The 25,563-nt window shown below is 63.4% G+C and carries 25 protein-coding genes; all 25 read right to left on the reverse strand.

The genetic code is table 11. From position 1 onward, the window contains the following. Nucleotides 1-140: 140 nt before the first annotated feature. Nucleotides 141-3,095 (reverse strand): bifunctional [glutamine synthetase] adenylyltransferase/[glutamine synthetase]-adenylyl-L-tyrosine phosphorylase, encoded by a 2,955-nt coding sequence (locus tag ACSQ2Z_RS15820; RefSeq protein ID WP_436082059.1) that lies wholly within the window; start codon nt 3,093-3,095, stop codon nt 141-143. A 43-nt stretch (nt 3,096-3,138) separates the two neighbouring features. Next, nucleotides 3,139-4,548 (reverse strand): sensor histidine kinase, encoded by a 1,410-nt coding sequence (locus tag ACSQ2Z_RS15825; protein WP_436082060.1) that lies wholly within the window; start codon nt 4,546-4,548, stop codon nt 3,139-3,141. Beyond that, entirely contained in the window at nt 4,545-5,246 is a 702-nt protein-coding gene (locus ACSQ2Z_RS15830) for a response regulator transcription factor (RefSeq protein ID WP_436082061.1), read from the reverse strand. The genes ACSQ2Z_RS15825 and ACSQ2Z_RS15830 overlap by 4 nt, the downstream gene beginning before the upstream one ends. Nucleotides 5,247-5,396: 150 nt before the next feature. After that, nucleotides 5,397-6,971, reverse strand: a complete 1,575-nt coding sequence (locus tag ACSQ2Z_RS15835; protein ID WP_436082062.1) for a Do family serine endopeptidase — start codon at nt 6,969-6,971, stop codon at nt 5,397-5,399. Between the two features lie 170 nt (nt 6,972-7,141). Continuing rightward, a complete protein-coding gene (locus ACSQ2Z_RS15840; RefSeq protein WP_436082063.1) occupies nt 7,142-7,603 on the reverse strand; it encodes a cytochrome c-type biogenesis protein in 462 nt (153 codons plus the stop codon). Next, the gene (locus tag ACSQ2Z_RS15845; protein WP_436082064.1) at nt 7,600-9,588 is read right to left on the reverse strand and encodes a heme lyase CcmF/NrfE family subunit; all 1,989 of its coding nucleotides are present in this window, start codon (nt 9,586-9,588) and stop codon (nt 7,600-7,602) included. Before ACSQ2Z_RS15845 ends, ACSQ2Z_RS15840 begins: the two co-directional genes overlap by 4 nt. Continuing rightward, the gene (ccmE, locus tag ACSQ2Z_RS15850; RefSeq protein ID WP_436082065.1) at nt 9,585-10,037 is read right to left on the reverse strand and encodes a cytochrome c maturation protein CcmE; all 453 of its coding nucleotides are present in this window, start codon (nt 10,035-10,037) and stop codon (nt 9,585-9,587) included. The genes ACSQ2Z_RS15845 and ccmE overlap by 4 nt, the downstream gene beginning before the upstream one ends. Next, complete coding sequence (gene ccmI / locus ACSQ2Z_RS15855) at nt 10,034-11,188, reverse strand: c-type cytochrome biogenesis protein CcmI (protein WP_436082066.1); 1,155 nt, start codon at nt 11,186-11,188, stop codon at nt 10,034-10,036. The genes ccmE and ccmI overlap by 4 nt, the downstream gene beginning before the upstream one ends. Before the next feature lie 93 nt (nt 11,189-11,281). After that, entirely contained in the window at nt 11,282-11,722 is a 441-nt protein-coding gene (locus ACSQ2Z_RS15860; protein ID WP_436082067.1) for a hypothetical protein, read from the reverse strand. 194 nt (nt 11,723-11,916) lie between these two features. Then, entirely contained in the window at nt 11,917-13,305 is a 1,389-nt protein-coding gene (locus tag ACSQ2Z_RS15865; RefSeq protein WP_436083095.1) for an ATP-binding protein, read from the reverse strand. Nucleotides 13,306-13,432: 127 nt separating this feature from the next. Continuing rightward, nucleotides 13,433-14,119, reverse strand: coding sequence for a response regulator transcription factor (locus ACSQ2Z_RS15870; protein WP_436082068.1), 687 nt, complete (start codon nt 14,117-14,119; stop codon nt 13,433-13,435). Nucleotides 14,120-14,246: 127 nt separating this feature from the next. Beyond that, nucleotides 14,247-14,498, reverse strand: a complete 252-nt coding sequence (locus tag ACSQ2Z_RS15875) for a hypothetical protein (protein WP_349433498.1) — start codon at nt 14,496-14,498, stop codon at nt 14,247-14,249. Nucleotides 14,499-14,609: 111 nt separating this feature from the next. Further along, nucleotides 14,610-14,816, reverse strand: coding sequence for a hypothetical protein (locus tag ACSQ2Z_RS15880; protein ID WP_436082069.1), 207 nt, complete (start codon nt 14,814-14,816; stop codon nt 14,610-14,612). Nucleotides 14,817-14,850: 34 nt separating this feature from the next. Further along, nucleotides 14,851-18,711: a baseplate multidomain protein megatron gene (locus ACSQ2Z_RS15885; protein ID WP_436082070.1), complete on the reverse strand. Its 3,861-nt coding sequence runs from the start codon at nt 18,709-18,711 to the stop codon at nt 14,851-14,853. 5 nt (nt 18,712-18,716) lie between these two features. Then, entirely contained in the window at nt 18,717-19,133 is a 417-nt protein-coding gene (locus tag ACSQ2Z_RS15890; RefSeq protein ID WP_436083096.1) for an NlpC/P60 family protein, read from the reverse strand. A gap of 205 nt (nt 19,134-19,338) precedes the next feature. Then, complete coding sequence (locus tag ACSQ2Z_RS15895; protein WP_436082071.1) at nt 19,339-20,229, reverse strand: DUF2163 domain-containing protein; 891 nt, start codon at nt 20,227-20,229, stop codon at nt 19,339-19,341. Beyond that, nucleotides 20,226-20,867 (reverse strand): phage distal tail protein, Rcc01695 family, encoded by a 642-nt coding sequence (locus tag ACSQ2Z_RS15900; RefSeq protein ID WP_436082072.1) that lies wholly within the window; start codon nt 20,865-20,867, stop codon nt 20,226-20,228. The genes ACSQ2Z_RS15895 and ACSQ2Z_RS15900 overlap by 4 nt, the downstream gene beginning before the upstream one ends. Nucleotides 20,868-21,120: 253 nt before the next feature. After that, nucleotides 21,121-21,699, reverse strand: a complete 579-nt coding sequence (locus tag ACSQ2Z_RS15905; RefSeq protein WP_436082073.1) for a phage tail tape measure protein — start codon at nt 21,697-21,699, stop codon at nt 21,121-21,123. Nucleotides 21,700-21,757: 58 nt separating this feature from the next. Then, the gene (locus ACSQ2Z_RS15910; protein WP_436082074.1) at nt 21,758-21,991 is read right to left on the reverse strand and encodes a rcc01693 family protein; all 234 of its coding nucleotides are present in this window, start codon (nt 21,989-21,991) and stop codon (nt 21,758-21,760) included. Then, the gene (locus tag ACSQ2Z_RS15915; protein WP_436082075.1) at nt 21,988-22,329 is read right to left on the reverse strand and encodes a gene transfer agent family protein; all 342 of its coding nucleotides are present in this window, start codon (nt 22,327-22,329) and stop codon (nt 21,988-21,990) included. The genes ACSQ2Z_RS15910 and ACSQ2Z_RS15915 overlap by 4 nt, the downstream gene beginning before the upstream one ends. Before the next feature lie 17 nt (nt 22,330-22,346). After that, nucleotides 22,347-22,754, reverse strand: a complete 408-nt coding sequence (locus ACSQ2Z_RS15920) for a phage major tail protein, TP901-1 family (protein WP_436082076.1) — start codon at nt 22,752-22,754, stop codon at nt 22,347-22,349. A 68-nt stretch (nt 22,755-22,822) separates the two neighbouring features. Beyond that, a complete protein-coding gene (locus ACSQ2Z_RS15925; protein WP_436082077.1) occupies nt 22,823-23,221 on the reverse strand; it encodes a DUF3168 domain-containing protein in 399 nt (132 codons plus the stop codon). Then, a complete protein-coding gene (locus ACSQ2Z_RS15930) occupies nt 23,218-23,553 on the reverse strand; it encodes a phage head closure protein (protein WP_436082078.1) in 336 nt (111 codons plus the stop codon). Before ACSQ2Z_RS15930 ends, ACSQ2Z_RS15925 begins: the two co-directional genes overlap by 4 nt. Before the next feature lie 2 nt (nt 23,554-23,555). Then, nucleotides 23,556-24,125 (reverse strand): head-tail connector protein, encoded by a 570-nt coding sequence (locus tag ACSQ2Z_RS15935; protein ID WP_436082079.1) that lies wholly within the window; start codon nt 24,123-24,125, stop codon nt 23,556-23,558. 138 nt (nt 24,126-24,263) lie between these two features. After that, on the reverse strand, nt 24,264-25,553 hold the full coding sequence (locus ACSQ2Z_RS15940; RefSeq protein WP_436082080.1) for a phage major capsid protein: 1,290 nt from the start codon (nt 25,551-25,553) through the stop codon (nt 24,264-24,266). Nucleotides 25,554-25,563: the final 10 nt, after the last annotated feature.

The following is a 25,563-nucleotide window of genomic DNA, read 5'->3' on the forward strand; positions in this document are numbered from 1 at the left end:
GGACCGCACTGTCAATTCCCCAGGAACGAAGTACGAGAAAATGTTCGCAAAAGCGAAAAAAGCTGCGCAACTTGGATAAGCACAGGCGCTTTCGCAAGGCTTGCAGCCATGGCGGAATACCTGGTGGCCGGCGATCTTCCCTATGTGTTGATCACGGTCGCCTGAAATATCCGCCGCACCGCCTTGGACAAGCGTCGAACGTCTGCTTCCAGATGTTTCAGGTCCGGAGAATCCCCAGCCCGGCAAACGAGGTCGATCAGCCCGGAAGGCGCTTGCGGATCAAAATCGCCGTCGACGCAGAGCCGGATGATCTGCGACAACTCCGTAAAGAGCGTCAGCGCTTCGATCGCCGTACCGAGATCGTTCGGATCCATCAATGCGCCGCCCATGGCCTTCAGGACATCGGCGGTATGCGTTCCGGACAGCGGCGGCGAAATGCCCCTCGCCGGTGCGACCAGCGCGAGGTACTGCGCCACGAACTCGATGTCGACGAGCCCGCCCGGAATAAGCTTGAAGTCCCAGATTTGATTCGGCGGCTTTTCCTTGTCGATCAGTTCGCGCATTTCGATAACGTCGGCAGCGACTTTCGCCACATCACGTGTCTTCCCAAGGATTTCCGCGAAGATCGCCTCCGCCTCGGCGACCAGACCGGCATCGCCGCAGACGCACCGCGCCCGCGTCAGCGCCATGTGCTCCCAGGTCCACGCCTCTTCCCGCTGATATTTGGCGAAGGCGTTGATGCGGGTCGCAACCGGCCCCTTGTTCCCGGAGGGTCTCAGCCGCATGTCGACGGCGTAAAGAACACCCTCCGAGGTGGGCGCGGCGAGAGCGGAAATCAATCGTTGGGTAATGCGGGTGAAATAGCGCGTCGGATCAAGCGGTTTCGCGCCGTCGGATTCCGCCGCGTCGCTGTCGTGATCGTAGAGGACGATCAGATCGACATCGGAGCCGGCGGTCAGTTCGTGGCTGCCGAGCTTGCCCATGCCGATGACGGCGACACGCCCACCGGGAAACTTTCCGTGCGCGGCATCAACCTCACGCAGCACGGCGTCCAGTGCTGCCGCAATGATCAGGTCGGCGAGATCGGTAAGCGCATACCCCGCCTGCACCCCGGTGATCACCCCCGTCAGGAGCCGGATGCCTATCAGAAACCGCTGCTCGGAAGCCGTAATACGCAATCGGTCGAGAATGTCCTCGTAGTGCCGCGCGCCGGAAAGGAAGCTGTTGATGCGATCAGCCAGATACGCACGCGTCGGCAACTCCACGAGCAGGCGCGGATCCAGCATGCCGTCGAAGACATGCGGCTTGCTGGCGATGATGTCAGCAAGCCTCGGCGCCGACGACATGATGTTGACGATCAGCGAAAGCAACCCGGGATTATTGCCGAGCAGCGAGAAAAGCTGGATGCCGGCTGGCAGGCCTGCGATGAACTGGTCGAACCGGAGCAGCGCCTCGTCGGCCCGCTTGTTTTCCCCGAATACGTGCAGAAGTTGCGGCGTCAGTTCCGTCAGCCGCTCGCGCGCCTCCACAGATTGCGTTGCGCGGTAACGGCCATAGTGCCAGGTGCGGATGGTTCGCGAAATATCCTGCGGCCGCTCGAAGCCGAGTTTACTCAAGGTTTCCAGGGTGTCCGGATCATCCTTCTGTCCAGTGAAGACGAGGTTGCCCGTCTCCGCCGAAAGTTTCGCCTCCTGCTCGAAAAGCTGGGCATAGCGGCGCTCCACCGTCTTCAGCACACGCGACAATTCCGCCGAGAACGATGTGACGTCGGCAAAACTCATCATATAGGCGATACGCTTGAGCTCCGCCTCCGTCGCCGGCAACACATGCGTCTGCTCGTCGCGCACCATCTGCACCCGATGCTCGACATCGCGCAGGAACCAATAGGCGGAAATCAGCTCATCTGCGGTTTTCGCATCGATCCACTTGGCCCGCTCCAATCCCTCGAGCATCGGCTCGGTCGCGCACAGCCTTAGTTCCGGCATCCGGCCGCCAGCGATCAACTGCTGCGTCTGGACGAAGAACTCGATCTCGCGGATGCCACCGCGGCCGAGCTTGATGTTGTGGCCTTTCACGGCAATCTCACCATGCCCCTTATGGGCGTGGATCTGCCGTTTGATCGAGTGGATGTCGGCAATCGCGGCATAGTCGAGATATTTGCGGAACACGAATGGCGTGAGTTCGCGCAGGAAGGCCTCGCCGGCCTTCAGGTCCCCGGCAACTGGGCGGGCCTTGATGAACGCCGCCCGCTCCCAGTTCTGTCCCCTGCTCTCGTAATAGAGCATCGCCGCCTCTACGGAGATCGCGAGCGGCGTCGCCCCGGGATCTGGCCGCAGGCGCAGGTCGGTACGAAAGACATAGCCGTCACCGGTTCTCTCCTGCAGGATGCGGATCAGCCGGCGCAGCAGCCGGCCGAATGTTTCGGGCGCTTCCTGTGGATCGATGATCAGCGGCGCCTGCGGCTCGTAGAAGACGACGAGATCAATATCGGAAGAGTAGTTCAGCTCAAAGGCACCAAGCTTGCCCATGCCGAGAACCACGACGCCGGAGCTTTCGCTCGGTTGTTCCCCATCGACGACCTTGAGCTTGCCGGCGTCATGCGCGCTGAGCAGCAGGTGATCCATCGTTGCCGAGACGGCGACACCGGCGAAATCGCTGAGCCAGCGCGTCGTTTCGCGCGCATCGAACAAGCGTGAGAGATCGGCCAGCGCAATGGCGAATGCGATATCACGCTTGGCGTTCCTGAGCCGCGCCATGATCTCGGCATCCGACAAGGGTTTGCCGGCCTCAGCGCCTCTCCAGGCGTCCCTTGCCGTTTGAATGCATCTTTCCAGGTGCAGCGCGATAGGCTCGGCCAGAGCCCGAACGAGCACCTGTGGATGCGAGACCACGGTATCCCGCAGATAAGGCGACAGGGACAGAGCCGCGACGATGAAGTCCTTCAGCGGCGTTTGCGAGGTTAACAGATCGGCAATTTCCGGATGCTGTTTGCCGATATCCTTGAGACTGGAGAGGACGGACTTCGCATCCGTCTGGCTCATCGGCCGCAAGGTGCATGTGGCAATATCCGCCAAACGCCGCATATCCGTCTGCATCGTCGCCCTCCTAAGCAGGTTTCGACTTCGGCTCCCATGCCTATCAGCCGGCGGGCTTCGCGAAAACCATGCTGGCGGTCAAACCATGATTGTTTTCAGCATCCGGCACCGTATCGCTCAATTCCAGGCGCCCCTGATGCATCTCCATGACGGCCTCGACCAGTGACATGCCAAGCCCTGTTCCCGGCTTGCTGCGGCTTTCGTCCAGCCGCACGAAACGAGCTACGACATCGCCGCGCTTGTCCGCCGGAATGCCGGGTCCATGGTCTGCCACCGATACCACGATCGTCCCATTACGTTTCGCAAGGCTGACCTTGATCAGCGGATGGTCACTTCCCTCTGAATATTTGATGGCATTGTCGATCAGATTGCCGAGCGCCTGCCCGATCAGCTCGCGATTACCGGACACGTGGATATCGGGCGGCACATCGGCTTCCAGCTTCAGCGCCTGTTCGTCGGCCAGCGGTTCGTAGAGCTCGACGCAATCGGCAACGCTCTGTGAAAGATCGACATCGCTCATTTCCGCAGCCGCCGACCCCGCCTCGACGCGCGAAATCATCAAGAGCGCGTTGAACGTGCGGATGAGTTGATCGGATTCGCCGATGATCTCTTCCAGTGAAGAGCGGTAACCGGCATTCGTCGCCTTGTGTGCCAGTGCCGCCTCCGCCTTGTTGCGCAGGCGCGCCAACGGCGTCTTCAGGTCGTGGGCAATGTTGTCGGAAACCTGCCGCAAGCCCTCGTTCAGCTTTTCGATCCGGCCGAGCATGGCGTTGAGCGATTCCGAGAGCCGGTCGAACTCGTCGCCGGAGCCGCTCATCGGCAGCCGCTGCGACAGGTCGCCGGCCATGATCCGCGTGCTGGCATCCGACATGCGGTCGATCCGCCTCAGCGCGTTCCGGCCGATGGCAAACCAGATGATCAGCGCGCCGACACCCATGATGCCGAGGGCAACGACCAGCGCCTGGCGCACAAGCACCCGAAATTTCTCCGGCTCCTGCAGGTCGCGGCCAACGAGGATGCGCAGCCCGTTGTCGAGCACCAGGACATGCGCAAGCGCCACATGGGTCTCCTTGCGGCTTTCGTCGGTGTAGCGCTGATAGCGGAAGGCTTCGCCCGTCCAGCCCTCCTGATCCAGAAGCCCAGGCTGCAGAGAAGCTACGTTGCCGGCAAGAATTTCACCGGTCGGCCCGGCGATAACGTAGAGATTGGCGCCTGGCTGGCGCGCGCGACGTTCGAGCGTCCGCAACAACCCATTGACGCCCGCCCGGCTGTAGATCTCCTCGATCTGGGAAACTTCCGTCGCCACCGCATCCTGCGTCTGCTGCTCCAACAGCCGCTGCGACATGGCCGTGACGTAAAAGACGAGAAAGGCTGCGCACAGCGAAAAAAGCAGGAGATAGAGCGCCGAAAGGCGCAGCGCGGTCGTGCGGAAGAGAACGCGCAGTCTGCTCATGCCTCGGTGCGTCCATCTTCCTTGATCATGTAGCCGGCACCGCGAACCGTGCGCAGCAGCGGCTGGTCGAAGTCCTTTTCGATCTTCGAACGCAATCGCGACACATGCACGTCGATGACGTTGGTCTGCGGATCGAAATGATAGTCCCAGACATTCTCCAAGAGCATCGTGCGCGTCACGACCTGGCCGGCATTCTTCATCAGATATTCGAGCAACCGGAATTCACGGGGTTGCAGGAGAAGCTCGCGCCCCTGGCGGCGTACCGTGTGCGAAAGCCGGTCGAGCTCCAGATCGCCGACGCGATAAACCATGTCCTGCTCCGGCGCGCCTTTGCGGCGGCCGAGCACCTCGACACGGGCCAGAAGCTCGTTGAACGCATAGGGTTTCGGCAGGTAGTCATCACCGCCGGCGCGCAGGCCGGTCACGCGGTCATCGACCTGACCAAGAGCTGACAGGATCAGCACAGGCGTATGAACGCCCTTGCGGCGCAACTCGGAAATGACGGAAAGCCCGTCGCGGCGCGGCAGCATCCGGTCGATGACCAGCACGTCGTAGCTATTCTCGGTGGCCATGAACAGGCCGCTTTCGCCGTCGCTGGCCTGATCCGAGACGATCCCCGCCTCGCGAAACGCCTTGGCCAGGTAGGCGGCGGCCTCCAGGTCATCTTCAATAATCAGAATCTTCATGCGGATGACCATAGTCCCGGACCCCTGTCTTCCACAACCGTTGCCTTCGGGAACTCGTGTCCGCCTGCTGCGTCGTGCAGCAGGCAAGCCTGGCCCGAAACGCCGGGCGCCGCGAAAACCTTGTCAAGAGGTCCGCGGCGCCCGGTTGTTCGATGGACCGGGTTAGCCCTGGCTGATCGGCAGCGCCACGAAGCGGCTGGCGTTATCGGCCTCGATCTGGAACAGCGCCTTGGTGCGGCCGTCCTTCCTGGCTTCCTCGATCACCTTGAGGATGTCGTCAGCCGACTTGACCTCCTGGTTGTTGACGGAAACGATCTTCTCGCCTTCCTTCAACCCGCGATCACTGGCGTCGGAGTCCGGATCGACCGAGGAGATGGTCACGCCGTTGCCGTCCTCGGACGGCGTCACCGTGACGCCGAGATCAGCCAGCGCCTTCTCGCTCGAAGGCAGCTGCTCTTCCTGCTGCTGCTGGTCGGGACCGGCGGAGGCTTCCTTGGTTTCGGCCGGCAGCGTGCCGATTTCCAGCTTGACGCTTTCGGCCTTGCCATCGCGCCACAGCTCAACGTCAACGCTCGTGCCGGGGCGCATCCTGGCGATCGTGCGCGCCAGTTCCCGCGGGCCCTTGATCGTGTCGCCGTTGACGGCAGTGATCACGTCACCCTTCCTGATTCCGGCCTTTTCACCCGGCGATCCAGCCTGCGGTTCGACAACCAGCGCACCGCTTGCCTCGGCAAGGCCGAGCGATTCGGCAACGTCCTTGTCGACCGGCTGAATCTGCACACCAAGCCAGCCGCGGGAGACTTCGCCGTCCTTTATCAGATCGGCTACGACATCCTTGGCGACGGATGCCGGGATAGCAAAGGCGATACCGACGTTACCACCGGACGGCGAGAAGATCGCGGTGTTGATGCCGACCACTTCGCCATTGAGGTTGAAGGTCGGGCCGCCCGAGTTGCCGCGGTTCACCGCAGCATCGACCTGCAGATAATCGTCATAGGGACCAGAGCCGATGTCGCGGCCACGGGCCGAAATGATGCCGGCAGTCACCGTACCGCCGAGACCGAACGGATTACCGACAGCGACGACCCAATCGCCGACGCGTACCTTGCTGTCGTCGGCCCAGTTGACATAGGAGAACTTGCGCTTGTCATCGACCTTCAGCACGGCGAGATCGGTGCGGCTGTCCTTACCCACCAGCTTGGCATCGAGCTCGGAACCGTCGTTCAGGATAACGGTGAAAGCCGAACCGTCGGAAACGACGTGGTTGTTGGTGACGAGATAACCATCCTCAGAGATGAAGAAGCCGGATCCCTGCGATGTCGGGCGCAGGCGGCCAGGCTTGCCGTCGCGAGGGCCATGGCCCCGTTCGGCGCGCTTGTCGTTATCCGGGCCGCCGTTCGGGCCGCCGAATTCCTTGAAGAAGCGCTTCAGCGGATGGTCATCCGGAAGTTCGTCCAGGCCGCGGCCGCCGAAATCGAAGCTGAAGCCGTTGCTGACTTCGTCGGAAACTGGGTTGGCGCGCGACTGAACACGAACGGAAACGACAGCAGGCGAAACAGCGTCGACCACGTTGGCGAAGCTCGGAACCTGCGGCGCTTCGATCTTCACCGGAGCGGCAAAGGAATGGGTGACGGCGGCGGGAATGCCGGTCGAAAGCATGACAGCCGTGATGCCCGCAACGGTCGAGGTCTTCAGAATGGTCTTGAGGGAGGGACGCAGTGCGTTTGTCGTAAACATTCGATTTGCCTTTTCTCTTCATGTGTCTGGCTGACTGGAGGAACAGCCGTTGAGAAAGGAATAGCCGAACGCACCTTACTGACTTGTGTCTGAAAAATGAACTTTTGGTAATGTTGGGGTCGGTAGTCGGTAGTCGGAGAAATTGGCGTTCAATCGCCACAGCCCTGCAACTACTCACTGTCCCTCAAGACCGCATCCAGCTTTGCCCGCTCTTCGTCCGACAGCGGCGTTCCGGTCGCCTTGCCGCTCCGTCGCCGGGCGGAGACAATCATCGCCACAGCACCCGCCAGAAGCAGAACGATCGGTGCGCCCCACAAAAGCAGCGTCTTTGTCTCGAAGCGGGGCTTGAGCAGCACGAATTCGCCGTAGCGAGAAACGAGATAGGTGATGACCGCCTCGTCGCTGTCCCCGGCGGTGATCCGCTCACGCACAAGAAGGCGCAAATCCTTGGCCAATTCCGCGTTCGAATCGTCGATCGACTGGTTCTGGCAGACCATGCAGCGCAATTGCGCCGAGAGCGCCCGGGCGCGCGCCTCGAGCGCCGGCTCAGCCAGGACTTCATCGGGATTGACGGCAAAAACCGGCGACGCCGACAGCAACAGTAGCAGAACGAGGACCAGCCGTCGGATCATTGCGCAGGCTCCAGAACGGGCTTTTTCACTTTCTTCGCCCGCGACGGCGCGCCGATCCGCAGGCGCCGGTCGCTCAGCGAGACCGCGCCACCCATCATCATCACAAGCGCGCCGCCCCAGATGCAAAGGATCATCGGTTTCCACCAGATCCGCACGACAACGCCGCCGTCCGCCATACCATCACCAAGCGAAACGTAAAGCTGGCTCAAACCGAACGTCTTGATGCCCGCTTCGGTGGTCGGCATCCGCCGTGCCGTATAAAGGCGCTTTGACGACCAGACCTCGGTCACAACGACGCCCGCGCGCATGACGGTGAAATGCCCGGACTGCTCGGTGTAATTAGGCCCCTTGCCGTCCCGCAATCCGTCGAAGCGCAACGTATATCCGCCAGCGTCGGCCATCATGCCCGGCTTCATTTCGACAATATGCTCGGTCTGGAAGGCGGTGACTGCGACAATCCCGATCAGCGTGACGCCAAGCCCGATATGCGCCAGCGCAGTTCCGAAAACCGAGCGCGGCAATCCCGCAAGACGCCGCAGCGCCACCGATCCCGCCACTTTGCCGACACCGGACCGCAGAAACAGTTCCGTCAGCGAACCGGCGATCATGTAGGCTCCCAGCGCCAGCCCGAACAGTGCCATGACCGGCCCGCCATGCTGCGCATAGTAGATCGCACAGCCGGCAACCAGACCGATCGCCACTGCCACGAACAGCCGTTGGCCAGCCCCGAGCAGGTCGCCGCGCTTCCAGGCCAGCAACGGTCCGAACGGCACCGCCAGCAGCAGCGGCAGCATCAACAGCCCGAAGGTCATGTTGAAGAAGGGCGCGCCAACCGAAATCTTGGCACCGGTCAGCGCTTCCAGCACGAGCGGATAGAGCGTACCGGTCAACACGGTGGCCGCCGCGGTCGTCAGGATCAGGTTATTGAGAACCAGCGCCCCCTCGCGCGAAATCGGCGCGAACAGCCCGCCCGCCTTGAGATGCGCAGCACGGAACGCGAACAGCGAGAAGGCGCCACCGATGAAGAGGATCAGGATCATCAGAATGAAGACTCCGCGCGTCGGATCGGTCGCAAAGGCATGAACCGAGGTGAGCACGCCGGAGCGGACGAGGAACGTGCCGAGCAGCGACATCGAGAAGGTCATGATCGCAAGCAGCACGGTCCAGATCTTCAGTGCCTCGCGCTTCTCCATCACCAGCGCCGAGTGAAGCAGCGCGGTCCCGGCAAGCCAGGGAATGAAGGAGGCGTTCTCGACCGGGTCCCAGAACCACCAGCCGCCCCAGCCAAGCTCGTAATAGGCCCAGTACGATCCCATCGCGATGCCCGCCGTCAGGCAGGTCCAGGCGGCGAGCGTCCAGGGCCGCACCCAGCGCGCCCAGGCCGCATCGATGCGGCCCTCGATCAGCGCCGCAACGGCAAAGGAGAAACAGACGGAAAATCCGACATAGCCGAGGTAAAGCAACGGCGGATGGATGGCCAGCCCGATATCCTGCAGCACCGGGTTGAGGTCGCGTCCCTCGCCCGGCACGTCGACGAGCCGGTTGAACGGGTTCGACGTCAAGAGAATAAACAGCGAAAATGCGCTCGCGATCCAGGCCTGAACGGCAAGCACATTGGCTTTCAGCGTATCCGGCAGATTTTCCCCGAACATCGCGACGAGCGCCGAAAAGAAGGTCAGGATCAGCATCCAGAGCAGCATGGAGCCTTCATGATTGCCCCAAACGCCGGAGAACTTGTAGATCAGCGGAATCTGCGAATGCGAATTTTCCCAGACGTTCTGCACGGAAAAATCCGAGGTCACATGGGCATAGGTGAGAACGCCGAAGGAAAGCGCGACGAGCAGGAAGGTCGCCTTCGCCGCGACCGTGCCGATCTCCATCAGCGCCCGGTCGCCACGCGCCGCACCGAAGACGGGCATGATCGCCTGCAGGACCGACACGCCAAGCGCCAACACCAGCGCGTAATGACCGAGCTCGATGATCATTGGATGTTTTCCTTGCCCCCGAGCGATACGCCCTGTGCCTTCAGCCGGTCCGCCACGTCCTTCGGCATATAGGTCTCGTCATGCTTGGCGAGCACTGTATCGGCCACGAAGACCGGGCTGCCTGCCACGAAGGCTCCTTCGGCAACAACGCCCTGCCCCTCGCGGAAGAGATCCGGAAGAATGCCCGTGTAAGTCACCGGCACGCGATCCAGGGTATCGGTCACGCTGAAGCTCACCGTCATGCCGTCGCCGCGTTTGACCGATCCCGCCTCGACCAGCCCGCCCAGCCGGATGCGGGTGCCCGGCGCCAGATGCGCCTTGGCAAGATCGCCGGGAACATAAAAATAGGCAACGGCCTGGCTGAAGGCGAACATTACCAGGAGCACGGCGGCGACGATGAAGCTGACGCCGCCGCCGATGATTGCCAGACGCTTCTGCTTACGGGTCACTTCACGCCTCCATCCACCGTCAGGCCGAGTTCGCCTGCCAGAGCCAGCAATTGTTTGCCCTGTTCGCCTTCGGCCGGAAAGGCGCTCAAACCATGTTTCAAGGCCTCGGCAGCCTTGTCTTTCTGCCCAAGCACGGAATAGGAACGGATGATCCGCATCCATCCATCGAAGTTTTTCGGATCGTTCTTCAGTTTTTCGGAAAGGCTCGCGACCATGCCTTCGATCATGGCGTTGCGATCGCCGGCATTGATGATCTGCGCTGCGGCGACGTCATCGGCCGTAGGACCACCCAACGCGGTACCCACCTGATCCCCGGAGGGGACAGCGCCGTCAGCCTTGAGGCTGGCGATATGCTCGTTGACGAGCGGCAGCCAGGGCGCGTCCGCCGGGGATGCCCTGACGATCTCCTGGAACGCAGCGAGCGCTTCCGCGGCCATGCCTTGCTGTTTCAAGGCCAGCGCCAGATAGAATTGCGCGCGCGGATCGTTCGGCTCGATCGCAAGCGATTTCCGCAGTGCCTCCTGCGCCTCGTTCGTGATCAAGCCGCCGGAAAGCGCAATCAGGCTCTCGGCATAGCCGCCGAGGCGCGCGGGCGTCGGCCCGAGAATACGGAGGGCATTGCGAAAAGCGGCGGCAGCATCCTCGATCCGGCCGCTGCGATAGTAGATCGGCGCCAGAACATCCCACCCTGCGCCGTCTTCGGGGTTGGAGACGAGCTGCTGTTCGGCCCGCGCGATCAGAATATTGATGTCGTCGCCCGGATTCGCCAACCGCGCCGCCAGCGGCGCATCCGGCAGGTCCGGATTTCCCGTCCTCAGGTAAAGACAGAGGCCGATGGCGGGCAGGACGAGAACGACAGCGATCTGCGTCAGCCGGTTGCTCCTCCGCGCAGGCTGGGCGGTTCCCGCGGCCTTCACCGCATCCGTCGCCGCCAGCAGCCGGCGCGCCACTTCGGCGCGGGCAAACTCCGCATCCTCGCCAGAAATCAGGCCGTTCTTCTCGTCGCGCTTCAGCTCCTCGAGCTGGTCGCGATAGACTTCGACGTCATGGGATTGCGGAACCTCTGCGCCGGCGGCAGCACGGAGCAGCGGGAGCAGCAGGACAACGGCAACAGCCGCCGTCAGGGTGGCAACAAGGATCCAGAACAGCATGTGCGCTCAATTACTATGCGCGACACGCCATTCCAATCGGAAAACGCTAAATGACGGAAATTTGAGGCGTTTCGCCGCAATGCGAGGCAGATGTCACGTCAGCGGCGTCCAGGTGCCGTTCGGGTTGCGGCAGGCGGCACCGCGCGCGATGCTGGCCAGGCCCTTGATCGTCACCGTATGGCTGTACTGGCGGCAGTTTTGCGAACCGACCTGATAGGGTGCCGCGGCCACGACGGTACCGCTGATGCCCGATCCCTCCCAGACGACCGGCTGTCCGCCGCGCGCCGCTTCCAAGGCGCGGTATTCCGCTTCCAGCGCGCGCTGTCGGTCGGCCTTGCTGATCGAAAGACCGGCCGTTCGCCCGATCACACCGTCGCCCAGCGCCGCGATATAGGAAGCCGACGTTTCCGGCGTCATGGCGCCAGCAGTCTTGCCGGCATCACGCGTGGCGCAACCAGTGAGCAGCGACGAGGCAATCAGGCACGCGGCTGCGGGAGCGGAAAAGAGCGTGGTGAAACGGGCCTGGTTCTTCATCGTGCGGGGCTGCTCTCGCGATTTCCGTTGTATCGGCTCGCCATGGCCGGCGAGACACCGATTCCGTGGCTGACCACCTTTTTACATTCCGCGGCTGGCCAGGCAACAAAGAGCGAGCCCAAAGCTGAACCGTTTCGAGATTTTGCCCGTAACTCAGTCAAAAAAGTCACGCCACACATGAACGGGGCGTCCCATCATGAGACAGCCGGTAGCAGGATCCGCGCATTCAGCCCGCCGCGCGGACCGCGTGACAGATCGAGCGTCCCCTGATATTCCCCGGCGATCTCGCTGACAATCGAAAGTCCGAGCCCCGTGCCAGGCTTGCTTTCGTCCAGCCGCCTGCCGCGCTTGATCGCCACGGCGATCTGGTCCGGGTCAAGACCGGGACCATCATCGTCGACCTCGATGGCGATCCAGCTCCGCCGCCCCGGGTCCCTGCCCTGCAATCCCTCCGGCGCAATCTGCGCCGTGACGCGCACCTGGCCGGAGGTGTAACGCGCGGCATTGTCCAGGAGGTTGCCGACCGTTTCCTCGACATCCTGCTGCTCCATCGCAAGGACCAACCCGGGCGTCGAGACTGTCAGCAGGAAGGTCTTTTCCGGATGCAGCCGGCGCATCACCCGCACCAGCCGCTCCAGCACCGGCTCGACCTCGGTGCGCGCCAGCACCGACTCGCGCTGGGCGGCGATCCGCGCCCGGTTGAGATAGGATTGAACTTGCATCTGCATCGCCCCGGCCTGCGCCTTGACGAGATCGCCATGCGGCGCCTCCAGCACCCGCGCCTCGTTCATGAGAACTGCAATCGGCGTCTTCAGCGAATGGGCGAGATTGCCGACCTGCATGCGGGCACGCTCGATGATACGGCGATTGCTGTCGATAAGGGCGTTGACTTCGCTTGCAAGCGGCTGAATTTCGCGCGGAAACTCGCCGTCCAGCCGCTCGCTCTCGCCGGCACGGATCTTTTCGAGCGAGCGGCGCGCCTGATCGAGCGGTCTGAGGCCGAAGAGGATCGCCAGCGCATTCATGCCGAGGCCGCCAAAACCGAAGATCGACAGGGCCAGATAGAGATTACGGTTGAAATCGTTGATGTCGGCTTCCAGCACGTCTCGATTGCCCGCAACCCGGAAGCGGGCCGTATGCCCCTGGATGTCGAGCACGACTTCCGTCTCGGCCACTTCGACTTCGTTATTGAAGGAATCGACCGTTGTATAGAAGCGCTCGTAGCGGATATCGAACGGAACGTCATCGAGGCTGGCAATCGGCAGCTTGCCGGACCCCAGCGAGGTCGACATTAAGGGCGGCGTATTGAATTCGCCGATTGGCTCGACGATCCAGTACCAGCCGGTCTGCGGCTGCGAAAACCGCAGGTCGCCCAACTGCGGGCTGCCGGCCAGCTCCGACTTGTCGTTGACGACAATCGAATTGATGACGTTGTAGAGCTGCGCGCGCAACAGGTCCTGAAAGCCGCGCTCGGAGCCCTGCCGGTAAAGCGCCGAAATCACCAAGCCGATCACCACCAGCGCCGCCACCGCCCAGACGGTGGAGACGAGCAGTACGCGCGCGGTGAGCGATTGCGGTCGCAGCCTCATGGATAAGATCGATGCGGCTCGGGGCGAAACGTTTCGCGCGCCGGGCCAGCGCATGCACGCATGGCATGCTTCGGCGTAGCGAATGTGAAAAGCCCGTTGGTTTCGGTCATGTCGATCCCGCTCAGGATTTCGCTTCCTTGCTGGCCATGCCCGGCGGCTGCATACGATAGCCGAGGCCGCGCACGGTCTCGATCAGATCATTGCCGATCTTCTTGCGCAGCCTGCCGACAAAAACCTCGATCGTGTTGGAATCGCGGTCGAAATCCTGGTCATACATATGCTCGACCAGTTCGGTGCGCGAAACCACCTGTCCCATATGGTGCATCAGATAGGAGAGCAGCCGGAACTCGTGCGAGGTGAGCTTCAGCGCCACGCCGTCGACAGTCGCCTTGGAACCTTTGGTATCCAGGCGGACCGCCCCGCAGACGATCTCCGAGCTTGCATGCCCGGCGGCCCGCCGGATCAGCGCCCGGATACGCGCCAGGACCTCTTCGACGTGGAACGGTTTCGTAACATAATCGTCGGCACCCGCATCGATACCAGCGACCTTGTCGCTCCAGCGGTCGCGCGCCGTCAGGATCAGAACCGGCATTGCCTTACCGGCGCCACGCCATTTTTCAAGCACGGTGACACCGTCCATTTCCGGCAGGCCGATATCGAGTATGACCGCGTCATAAGGCTCGCCATCACCGAGATAATGGCCTTCTTCGCCGTCAAAGGCCTGATCGACGACGTAACCCGCCTCCTTCAACGTATCCGTCAGCTGACGGTTGAGGTTGACGTCGTCTTCGACCACCAGAATGCGCATGAACAGACCTTTTCCCTTTCAGCGAGCGCCCGTCCGCCGGATCGAGCTGCGCGCTGCCACACGAGACTCAATGAATATCCTATTCGATCCGGTTCGAGAACATTTTCGATGTGCGCCTGCGGCTCCGTTACATCGGCACCCGCATCGTCACCTTCTTCGGCCGGCCGCCATTGCCGGGAATGAGAACGGTCACGACACATTGACCGTCGCTGGTCGGCTGCGCAGACAGAAGTTCGCCGCCGGTCTTTGCCACCACCTCAGCGGCAGCCTGGCCGCAATCGCCGTCCACCTCGACAACCGCCGATGGCACATCAATCGCTGGCGGCGCGAATCCGGAAAGGCCCGCGGCTAGCGTTGCTATGATCAAGGGTGAGGACATGGACGCACTTTCGACTTGGGAAGCATCATTGCAAATTTAATAGACGATACAGTCTGAATGGCAAATGAATGTCCTTCTAACGCCGCGATTTGCCCCTCATCGGGCATATCTCTAGCGCAATCGCTTTGTCGCCGAAATTCGGCCCCAGATTGCCACCAGCCCGCCCGCCGCGGTAGCAAGTGCGGTCAGGCCGTCCACCAATCCACTCTGGTCGTCCAAGCCTATCTCCACCCCGAGAAGATGACTGCACGAAGCAAGGATCGCAACCACGCCACCCCACACGGTCTTCGACATATACCAGTTCTTCAATTCACCCATCGCATTGTCCCTTTCCGTTTGCTGCTTGTTTCCGTCACAGGTTCAGCGTGGCCTGCGCCGGTACCCCAAAGGCAACCTTCTGCCCTTTCTGCCGCACGCGGACCGACAAGACCGTCTGCTGTGTGCCGAAATCGTCCATTTCAAACGCGGCCGCGTAGGCGAACACCGGTTCGGACACATCCACGGCCCGCTTCACCGTCAAGCCATCGAGAATTTCGATCCGATAGCGCTCTAGCGGTTCGTCCAGCGCAACGTCGCCGTCCAGCCAGTGATCGGCATCGCGCCGGGCGCAACGGGTCCAGTTGATCCGGATGCCGCCGCTTTCCAGACGTCGCGCCCGCAGGTGCACCGGCGCAACCGGCGTTTCGGCCCTCAAGCCACCGGCGAATGCGAACGGCCCGGCCGGCCCGGTCGTCTGCCCGCCCGCCTCCACGATCCAATTGATCATGCGCCCAGCCTCGTCGGCACTCAGCCCGAGCGGTTTGAGCGCCGCATTGAGTACGACGCAGGGCGCGCCGACGCTGGAACCCGCCATCGTCGCATCACTCGTCCCGTTGAGCCCGCGCAGAAGCTTCGATAGCCGCCAGCGCCCGGCAGCGATTTCCTCCGCAACGCTGAAGCCGATCACCTCCCAGACGCCGTTCTCGGCAAGGATCGCGATGCGGTTCTGCCCGTTCAGCACGGACAGTCGGCCCGCTGAAGACAGGCCGCCGAAATGCAGGTCGAGCGTGATCGTCCGGGCCGCGTCGAACCGGCCCAGCACCCCTTCAGCCAAAGCCTCTGTCAGCGCGCCCGTCTGCGCCGGCTGGTCCAGCCTCGCGCGCGCTTGATATCCTTCCGTGGTCGCAGACGACGAGAGCAAAGCGGTGCGCCAGGGCCGCGCGAAGACGGCGCCCCGGGCAAAACTGGCCACCTCGCCGGCCTCGTATTGCGGCAGATCCATCAGATGCACGACCGGCGAAAACCCGTCCGAGGGCGTGCGCGGCCGATCGACAGAGCGCGCTTGCGGGCTCGGTCCTCCGCCACCGCTCGACGGCACGAAGGCCCGTGCCTCGACGGAGCGCACCGCCCCGTCCTCGATCCGGCCGACGATGAAGTTTCCTGCAGGCCCGTCATCGAGCGCCCCACCCTCGAACGCAACGACATCGCCCGGCTCGAGGTCGATCGCCGCCGGCGAAAGCGAAAAACGGATACTGCGGCGCGAAATCTGATGATCCCGAAGTGCATCCTCGACGGCAGATGCGGCCGCGCCGTCATGCATGGCGCCGGGCACGGAAAGGCGCAAGACCCGGTCATTCGCAGGCGTCACGCGCCGCGACCGGGTCGTTGTCCGCTCATAGGCATTCGCCGGATCAAGATGATCGAGAATCGCCTCGCTGCCGAAATCGCTGTCATGGCCGCGCATCTCCTCGAACAGCGGCTGCTTGTCGATGTCCGCCAGCACCGAAATCGGCCGCGCTTGTGACGCCTGCTTCATGCGCGAACGAAACCGCAGGGTCGCACCCTCTTCCACCGCATCGATCTGCAGTGCCGCCATCAGCGGTTCCAGCACGTCCCGGGCCGAGGCCTGCTCCGATTGCACATAGCCGCTAAGATCGCCGCTGACGAGCCGCGTGTCGCCAGTCTTAAAGCCATGATCGGCAAGGATGGCGGCAATCACGTCCGCTGCTGTCGATGCCCCGAGCCGTCCGTTCAGCCAGTGCCCGGTCTGCCAGTTGCCGCCATCGGACCAGAGGTCCGTATTCTCCGGAAAGGCCGGCACCGGCCGCGCGTCCCAGGTCCAGACGAACATATGATCCGGATCGACGCCATCAGGCGCATCCGGCCCCTGCCAGAATGCATGCTGCGCCTCCAGAAAACGTCGCTGCATAGCGTCACATCGGGCGCCATTCGAAAAATACGGAACCGCCGTCTCCGACGATTTCGGATCGGTGAAGACATTCGGCTGATTGGCCCCCTTGTCGATCGCCGGGCAGCCAAGCTCGGTGAACCAGACAGGTTTGGAGGCCGGAACCCATGACGTCGGCGTCGTCTGCTCTGCGCCGCCCACCCGGTTGCGATGCGCCCGCCCCCACCAGTTGGCGATGTCCTTGTAACGATAGACCCACGGCTTGCCCGCCAGCCCATCCGTGATCGGCGTGCGGACCCGATCCCGGCGATCCGCATCATCCGCATAATACCAGTCATAACCTTCGCCGGACGCGACCATCGCCCGCATCGCGTCGGCGTCTTCCGCAAGCGCAAATCCATCCGGATTGCCTTCGGAAAGATCGCTATCGCGCCAATCGGAAAGCGGCATGTAATTGTCGATACCGATCGCGTCGATACCGGCCGATGCCCAGAGCGGATCGAGATTGTAGTGGACGTTGCCCGAGCCATCGGCCGGGTGATAGCCGAAATACTCGCTCCAGTCGGCCCCGTAGGTCAGCTTGGTCCCTGCGCCGAGAATGGCCCGGACATCGCCTGCCAGCGCAATCAGCTGCTCGACGAATGGAAAGGCGCCTGCCCCATCGCGCAACTGTGTCAGCCCGCGCAACTCCGAACCGATGATGAAACCATCGACGCCGCCCGCCACCTGCGCCAGTAAAGCATAATGAAGGATCAGACGCCGATACCCCTCGTCGGCAGCCGCCGACGTCACCGAAGACCCGGATACCGAAAAATCCCCGGCGTCCGTCGCCCCGCAGAATGCCTCGACCTGCACCCGCGCCGCAGCCGACTGATCGGCGGTCCCCGGCAGTCCCGGCGCCGGATGCGACGTGATGCGCCCGCGCCACGGATAAGCCGGCTGGCCCGTCCCGCCGTAGGGGTTCGGCAGCGTGTTGCCGGCCGGAATGTCCATCATCACAAAAGGATAGAGATAGACCTTCAGGCCCCGCGCCTTCAGGTCGGCGATTGCCGCCGCAACGCTGGCATCGCTCGGCGTGCCACCATAGGCCGGCCCGCCGTTATTCCGGCTGACCACCATCGCCTTGCTTCGCGCTGTTCCCGAGACCGACCACGGCCGGCTTTCGTCGTCGCGCGCCGCCGTCTCGACGCCCGGCAAAATTCGGCAATGACCCGTCCTCAGATCCGTCCCGAACCAGGAGACCACCAAGGCCACGCGCTCAAGATTGGGGCAGAGCGCCTGCAACTCGTCGATCGACGCGCGCCAGTCCGAACTCGCATGGAAAACATTGCGGTTAATCAGCCGGCTCGCGCCGGCACCCGTCTTTTCCTTGACGACGGCCGGATCGTAGCCATGCTCGCTCGAGCCCGGAATGATCGTCACCGCCCGGATCGCCCTTTCCAGCGCACCAACCGGCCTCAGCACCTCGAACTGGATCACCGGAATGCGGTTGCCGTAGCCGTCCAGCGGAAAGCGCTCGAACACCACATAGGCAAGCCCCCGATAGGCCGGCACCTTGCCAGTTCCCTGCTTGGCCTCGATCAGCGGATCGGGGAGCTGGTCCTGCGTCCCGCGATAGAGCCGCATCTCGACCCCGCTCAGGTCGATCTCGCGCCCGTCCGCCCAGACCCGCCGCACGCAGGCGATCTCGCCCTCGCAAATGCCGAGCGCGAAATTGGCATAATACCTGAAGGTTTCGACCCGTGGCCCGCTCGCCTTGCCGCCCTGCCGCTCGACGCGCACCTCCTCTTCGAACCGCGTCGCCCAGATCAGCGTGCCGCCGATCCGCACGGTTCCATAGGCCCGCGTGATCGCCGTTCCTTCCTCCGCCCCCGGTATGCGCGCGTCACCGAGGCGCGTACCGGAGATCGTCGTCATCCCGTTGATGATCGAGCGGTCAATGACCGACCCGGCAAGTGCACCGGCAGCGCGGCCCAGCACCGCGCCGACCGGACCGAACACGCTGCCGAGTGCCGCGCCCGCTGCCTGCAGAAGGATGGTTGCCATCGATGTCAGACCTTTTCGGGAAAACGAAAAATCCCGCCGATGCGCCGCCGCCACGACGGCACGAGCGCGGATTCGATCACTGCCGCCTGCTCATAGGCGTGAATGAAACGGTCGGAGGCGCTCAAAATTCCGGCATGTTTGGCCGGCAGCTCCGGCCGCCAGCAAAACAGCACGAGATCGCCCGGCCGCATCTCAGCCACCGCGATCTCCGCCCCGAAATGCCGCCGCGCCGCGTCCCGCAGCCGATCCTCGCCGCTGCGTTCGGCCCAATCCGGCTGATAGGCCGGCGGCAGTTCCGGCTCGCCACCATGGATCTCGCGCCAGACGCCCCGCACCCGCCCCAGGCAATCGCAGCCGACACCCTTGAGGCTCGCCTGATGCCGATACGGCGTCCCGATCCAGCTTCGCGCAGTCTCGACAATCCGATCCGCAAATGCCGACGATACTTGAAGGACAGGGCTATCGCAGGCGGTTTTGCGGCTATCTCCCTCTTCTCCCCGGCGGGGATAACGTGGCCCGAAGGGCCGGATGAGGGGGGCGGTTTGCACCGAAATCGCAGACAAAGCCCCCTCATCGCCTCGAGGGTCGGCGCAAAGCGTCGGGGTGGGGTGATCCGCCGAACTCATCTCACTCATAGAGCGCCCGCCCGTCATGCACCGTTTCCCCATCCGCATAGCCGAACGCGAAATCCGTTCCGGGCATATGAGGAAACCCCTGAAAATTCAATGAGTTGGAAAATTTCCGGCGACAGGTGGCAAAGCTCTTGTCGCACCCGGCCGTCACCGTAAACGCATCCCCCGCGGCAAGCGGCAGCGGCGGCGGCAGCCAGAGCGACAGCGTCACTGCGCCATCGTCCTTCCGGTGGTCCTCGATATCGCAGACATGCCCCGTATTCGCCCCCGTCGCGAACCGAAACACCCCGTATCGGTAGAACCCCGCTGTTGCCGCATTAAGCCCCGTCACCCGCACCCACGTCTCGCCAAGAACGGTCGCAACCGCACCCTGGCCGCGATAAGCTGGATTATCGAGATTGACCTTGCAGCGCCCGTCGCCAAGCACCGCGTCGCAACGGCGCCCGTAAATCCGCCCCTGCACCTGATCCAGCCGATGCGTCATCCGCCGCAATTCAGCCCGGAACGCCCCTCCTGCCCTGACGACATCGCCGATGTCCTGCACACGCAGCAGGACATGCTGCTCCGGCGCCTGCCAGTTCACCTGGAACACCTCGACTTTGGCGCCGTCATAACGGCCGGCGAGCACATCCGCCTCGCTGATCGCCGCACTCGAAAATCCGCCCGTAACCTCGCCCGCCTCGACCGAAAGCCCGTTCGCCGCCTCGCTGTCGGCCGCCTGGAAACCGCTTGCGGCCAGAAAATTTGTCCCGGCGAAAGTGAGATCATGGTCATGCTCGGTAAATCCAAGCACAACGCCATCCCGCCGCGTCACCCGCCAGCAATGGCACATTGTCGTGGCGTCGCCCGAAAGATGCGCGGCAAGCGCCGTTGGAAGCGTTCTCATGGCTTGATCTCCACCAGAGGAATCGACGGAATACGCCCCGCCTGGAATTGCGCCAGATCGACCTCGATCCGGTCGGTATCGAAGCGCACCGGCACATCGAATTCGTAACCGGCGTGAATTGCCGCGCCGCTTGCCGGAATTTTGGCGGGTATGAACGTCACCCTGCCGGTCGTGGCATCGAGCGCAAAATCGCCCGGCCCCGCCAGGACGCCGCCCACAGAAACGGCCACGCTCCCCGCCACCGGCTTTGCGATCTCGCGGACGCTCGCGCCGCCCGCATCGCCATAGGTCTTGATCAGCTGGAAGGTTGCGGTCACACCGTCCCCCGTCCCGATCCCCGCGTCGTTCGCTGTCACCGTGTCGCCGGGCCGACAGGATTTGAAATCAAGCGGATCACGAAACCGGAAGCCATAAAGCTGCCCCGCCCGCGCCTCGAAAAATTCAAGCACCGCATAGAGGTCTGCGATCGACTTGATCCCCGACCCCGCATCATAGTGCCGGCGTGCATCGCGCCAGCGCCGGTTGCGGTTTTCCCGCCCGTTCGAAAGGCTGACGATATCCGTCCGCCTGACCGGCCCGCCGCTCGTCCCGAGCGCCAGGCGCAAGGGAAACCGGACCTCGTGAAATCCTGTCGCCATGATGTTTCCCGTTGTGTCTTGAATCGGTTGGCTGGAAGTCTTCAGGGATCACTGGATGCAGCGCCGTGGAATGCCCCTCATCCGGCCTATCGGCCACCTTCTCCCCGTAAACGGGGCGAAGGGACAAGCGGCAATCTCCGTCGTTGCATATCCGCCTGCGGAGGACAGCAAGCTCGGTCGTCCCCTCTCCCCGTTCACGGGGAGAGGGCTAGGGTGAGGGGCATCCGAGGACGACAAGGCATCAGAAACAATCTCAAAGCCCCCGCCGCCCGCGCCCGACCGTCCGCGTCAACATCGCGGCGATCTGGCCCTCGGATTTGCGAAAACTCTGCGCGTCGGATGCGGTGACGTTGAAGACGACATTCATCGGTGCCGCACCGCCCGAAGCGGCCACACCAAGCGAACCATCGGATCCGCGTTTCAACGGCAAGATCGCCTCCGACCCCGCCTCGCCCATCAGCCCCATCTCTCCGCCCATCGGAAAATAAGTGGGCGCCGAAACGACACCGCCGGCGGCAAAAGGCGTCACCCGCCCCGGCACCCCGCCATCGGCAAAGGCTGTCGTTCCACCCAAGCTCCCCGCGAGCCCCGACAAGGCCGAGCCAAGCAGCCCCTCCAGCGGCTTCAAGCCCGCCGAAAGCGCGATCTCCGTCAGCCTGAGGCCAGCGCTGCGCAAGACATCTTCCAGACCCTTGCCGCCGCGCGTCGCCGAAGCCAGAGCACCCGTCAGTGCCGAGCCGAACGAGCGCGAGCGCCGCTCCAGATCGTCGAGCACATCCTTCAAAGCCTCCGCATCGTCCGCCGCTGCGGAAAAATCCGTCTCGTTGGTCATCGTGTCTCTCCTGCTTCTGCCTTGGCGACAAAATTCCCTGCTCACTACTCACTACTCACTATTCGCTATTCGCTGCCCGATCCGGAAACGCCCCCATCAGCGCCTCAAGCCCGGCGCGCTCCGGCACTGAAGCACGCGGCCGCAACCCGCCCAGCGCCGCCTGCAGCTCGCGCGGCGTCATCGCCCAGAAGTCCTTCGCTGGAAGCCGCAGCAGGCAAAGCCCGGCATGCATCGCCGCGCCCCATGGAAAGGGTTGAGGCCGATGATCCCGCTCGCCCGCTGCGGCCCTCAAGGGTTTGGCAGTTCCTCCGCCCCGCCGAAGGTCGCCGTCAGCAATTCGGCCGTCAGGCGAGCCAGCCCGGCAATGCCGCCCTCGACGCTCATCACCGCCACGTCCTCGTCGGAGACCAGATTGCCGCCGCCACGCAAACCGGCGCCGAGGATGCGGATCATATCTTCCGCCTTCAGCCGGCCGGAGGAAAAACGAACCGCAAGCGCCATCAGATTGTCGGCCGCGAATGCTGTTTCCAATTCGGCCAGGCTGCCCAGCGTCAGGCAGAGAATCCGCCGCTCGCCACCGATCACCGCCTCCACCTCGCCGCGATGCCGGTTGGCCCGGCCCGTAGCCATATTGTGCCGCGCCATCGTCAGAGCGCCGTAAAGGTCAGCGCGCCGGCGGATTCGAGCGCGGTCTCGAACAAGATCTCGCCATTGTACTGGCCGGAATATTCAAGCGCCGCCACCTGGAAGGCCCCCGTCAGCGTGCCGAAATCCGGAATGACGATCTGCCAGTTGAGGATCGATCCGTTGAAGAAGGCTGCGCGCACCAAAGCATCCGAACTCTGGTCCTTGAAAATACCGGCACCCGAGACGGAAGCCCGCTGCACGCCCGCCCCGCCCAGCAGTTCCCGCCACCGTCCGGCCGATTCCGCGTCCGTCGCATCGACCGTTTCGGCATTGAACGCCAGCCGCTTGGAGCGAAGTCCCGCCACCGTCACGTAGCTGCCGCCATTGTCGATCTTCAACAGAAGATCCTTCCCCTTCTGCGCCACCATGCCTTGATCCTTCCTGAAACGAAAAAAGCGCCCGATGGGGCGCCGACAACATGCTCCTCAGCGAAACGTCACTCCGTCACCGCCCGAAACACCATCTCCGCAATATGCCCCTTAACCTTGGCGTTCCTGCCAATCCGGGTGCGCCGGTGAAACAGGCTGACGAACGCGAAGCCGTCGAGCACAAGTTCGGCGTCATCCAGCAGAACCCGAACGCGTGCCGAAATCTGCTGCGCCGACCGGTTGCCGCCTTCGCCGGTGCGAACCTCCAGCGTCACAAGATGCTCTTCGCCCGCTTCGCTCGCGGTCGAGGCATCGCGGCTCTCCAGGCTGACAATCCAGACGCCGGGCCGGTGCGACGCCGTCTGCAGATGATCCCGCACGCCGCCTTCCCCGATCAGCGCGATCAACGCGGCGTCGCCTGCCAACCTCTCAAAAATCGCCTTCTGCAAGGCCGCCGCAGCGCTCATTGTCCCTCCTCCGTGCACTGGCAAATGAGATACCGCCTCATCTCGTCCGGGTCGTAAAAAGCCCGCACGACGAAAATCCGCAGCCCCTTGCGAAACCGCATGCCCGTCGCGAGGTCGTCACGAAAGCGGATCCAGAGGCGGTGCGTCACCGCGAAAATCTCCTCAGCGCCGCGCTCCTCCTGCTTGACCGAGACCGGTTCGATCCGCGCCCAGAGAGATGCAACGGGTGCAAAACCGGACACGATACCGCCCTGCCCGTCGCTTACGTCCTCGCGTATCTCCAGGGTAAGCCGCGCCGACAGCTGCCCGGGATCGAGGGTGGTCGCCCGCATGGTCACAGCCCCCGCCGGCGAAACGGCGCAATCAGCCGGTCATATCCGGCAGGCACCGCCGCCGGCTGGTCGTCCAGCGCCACCGCGCCACGGAACTCGTAGAGCAGCGCCAGATGCAACAGCATCGCCCGCTTCAGCGTGTCCGGCACGTCGGCGCCGGTCGCGCCGAAACCGGCGGAAAAATCGATCTCGATGCCATTGATCGCCCGTCCCGGCTTAGGATGCTCGGGCAGGACAAGCCGCGCCGGACGCGCCTGCCCGTCAAGCACGAAGCCGGAAACGTCGATCTCGCCCGGCATGCCGTCCGCATCGTAAACCGTAACCGCTTCAATCGTTTGCACCGGCCCTCTGAAAATCTGAATCACGCGCGACCGGGGCCAGTCGTCGAGATAAAGCCGGAAGGTGCGGGTCAAGAGCGCCAGCCCCGTCTCCCGCTCCAGGTGCTCGCGCACCGTGCGCATCAGGGATGAAATCAGGTCGTCCTCGGCGCTGCCGTCGATGCGCAGATGCGCCTTCGCCTCGGCCAGCGTCAGCGGCTCGCCTGCAGACGGCGCCAGTTCCGTAATCGTCATGGGGATCTCCGTCGTGCGTCGGGGAAATGGGCGGACGCGGCGGGAGGGAGCCGCGTCCGCCCTCGCGCCATGCGGCAGGGAAGGCCGCCGGCGCGAATGATCGACATCCTTCTGAGAAAGGGTCGCCTTGCGCCTTTTTCAAGATGTCGCGAATTTGACGAGCTTGATAGCCTCGAAATTTTGCACCCCGCCGCCGACGCGCTTGGTCGTGTAGAACAGTACGTAAGGCTTGGCGGAATAGGGATCACGCAGCACCCGCACCCCGGTCCGGTCGACGATGAGATAACCCGCAGCAAAATTGCCGAAGGCGATCGAGGTGCTGTTGGCGGCAATATCAGGCATGTCCTCGGCCTCGGCGATCGGGAAGCCCATCAGCGAGGCCTGCTGGCCCGCAGCCGCCGGCGGGTGCCAGAGATAATTGCCGTCGGCATCCTTGAACTTGCGGATTTCGGCTTGCGTCTTGCGGTTCATCACGAACGAGGCATTCTGCCGGTGCCCGGCCTTCAGCGCATAGATCACGTCGATCAGCGTGTCGGAGGGGCCGCTCGCCTTGAAAGCGCCGGCGGCACCCGTGGCGATATAGCCGATATTGCCCCAGCTCCAGCTCGCCTCGGCGACGTTGGTATAGCTGAGGAACCCCTTCGGCTTGTTGGTGCCATCGCCGGTAACGAAGGCCGTGCCCTCCTGCTCGCCGAAAGCGATATCGACCTCGGAGGCGATCCAGTTCTCGATATCGACCGCCGCGTCGTCGAGCAGTGCAGCCGTCGCCGCCGGCATGGCGTAGAGCTCCATCGTCGGGAAGGACAGCTCGGCCAGCTGCGGTGTCGTCGTCTGCGGCCGCGCCGCCGTCTCCGCCACCCATCCGGTCGCCATGCCGGCAAGCGCAAACGGCTTTTTCAGCACCGCGCCCGAAACCTGCCGGACCGTCGCCATACCCCGGATCGGCGAAACCACCGAAAGGCGGCGGCCGATCTCGCTGTCGGTCTCGTTCGGCACCAGGTAGCCGCCATCGCTCGCCGAGCCGATCGAAAGCGCCTTGGCCTCCAGCTCACGCAGCGCCTGCTCGTCGCCGCGGCGGATGTAGCTTTCGAAAGCCGCCTTGTGCTCCGCCGCTTCGAGACTCGTCTCGCCGCTGCGGCCGAGGGCCGGGCGTGCCTTTTTCAGCGCCATCTGGTCGATCAGCCGCTTCTGCTCGTCCATGCTACGCGAGATGCGGTCCATCTTGTCGCGGGTGACGACATCGGCCGTCAGCTTGCTTTCCAGCTCCCCCAGCCGCCGGTCATTGGTTTCCTTGAACGCCTCGAAGGCACCCATGAAATCCTCGAAGGCGGCGGTCATCGTCTCCGGCGGCCCCGTCTTGATCTCAGGGGCTATCTTGATCTCAGGCGCACCCTTGATCTCGGGCGCCACACTGCTCGTCTTATTCATTGGCATATCC

This window comes from Pararhizobium sp. LjRoot235, assembly GCF_964254145.1.
In the GTDB taxonomy this organism is placed as follows: Bacteria; Pseudomonadota; Alphaproteobacteria; order Rhizobiales; family Rhizobiaceae; genus Pararhizobium.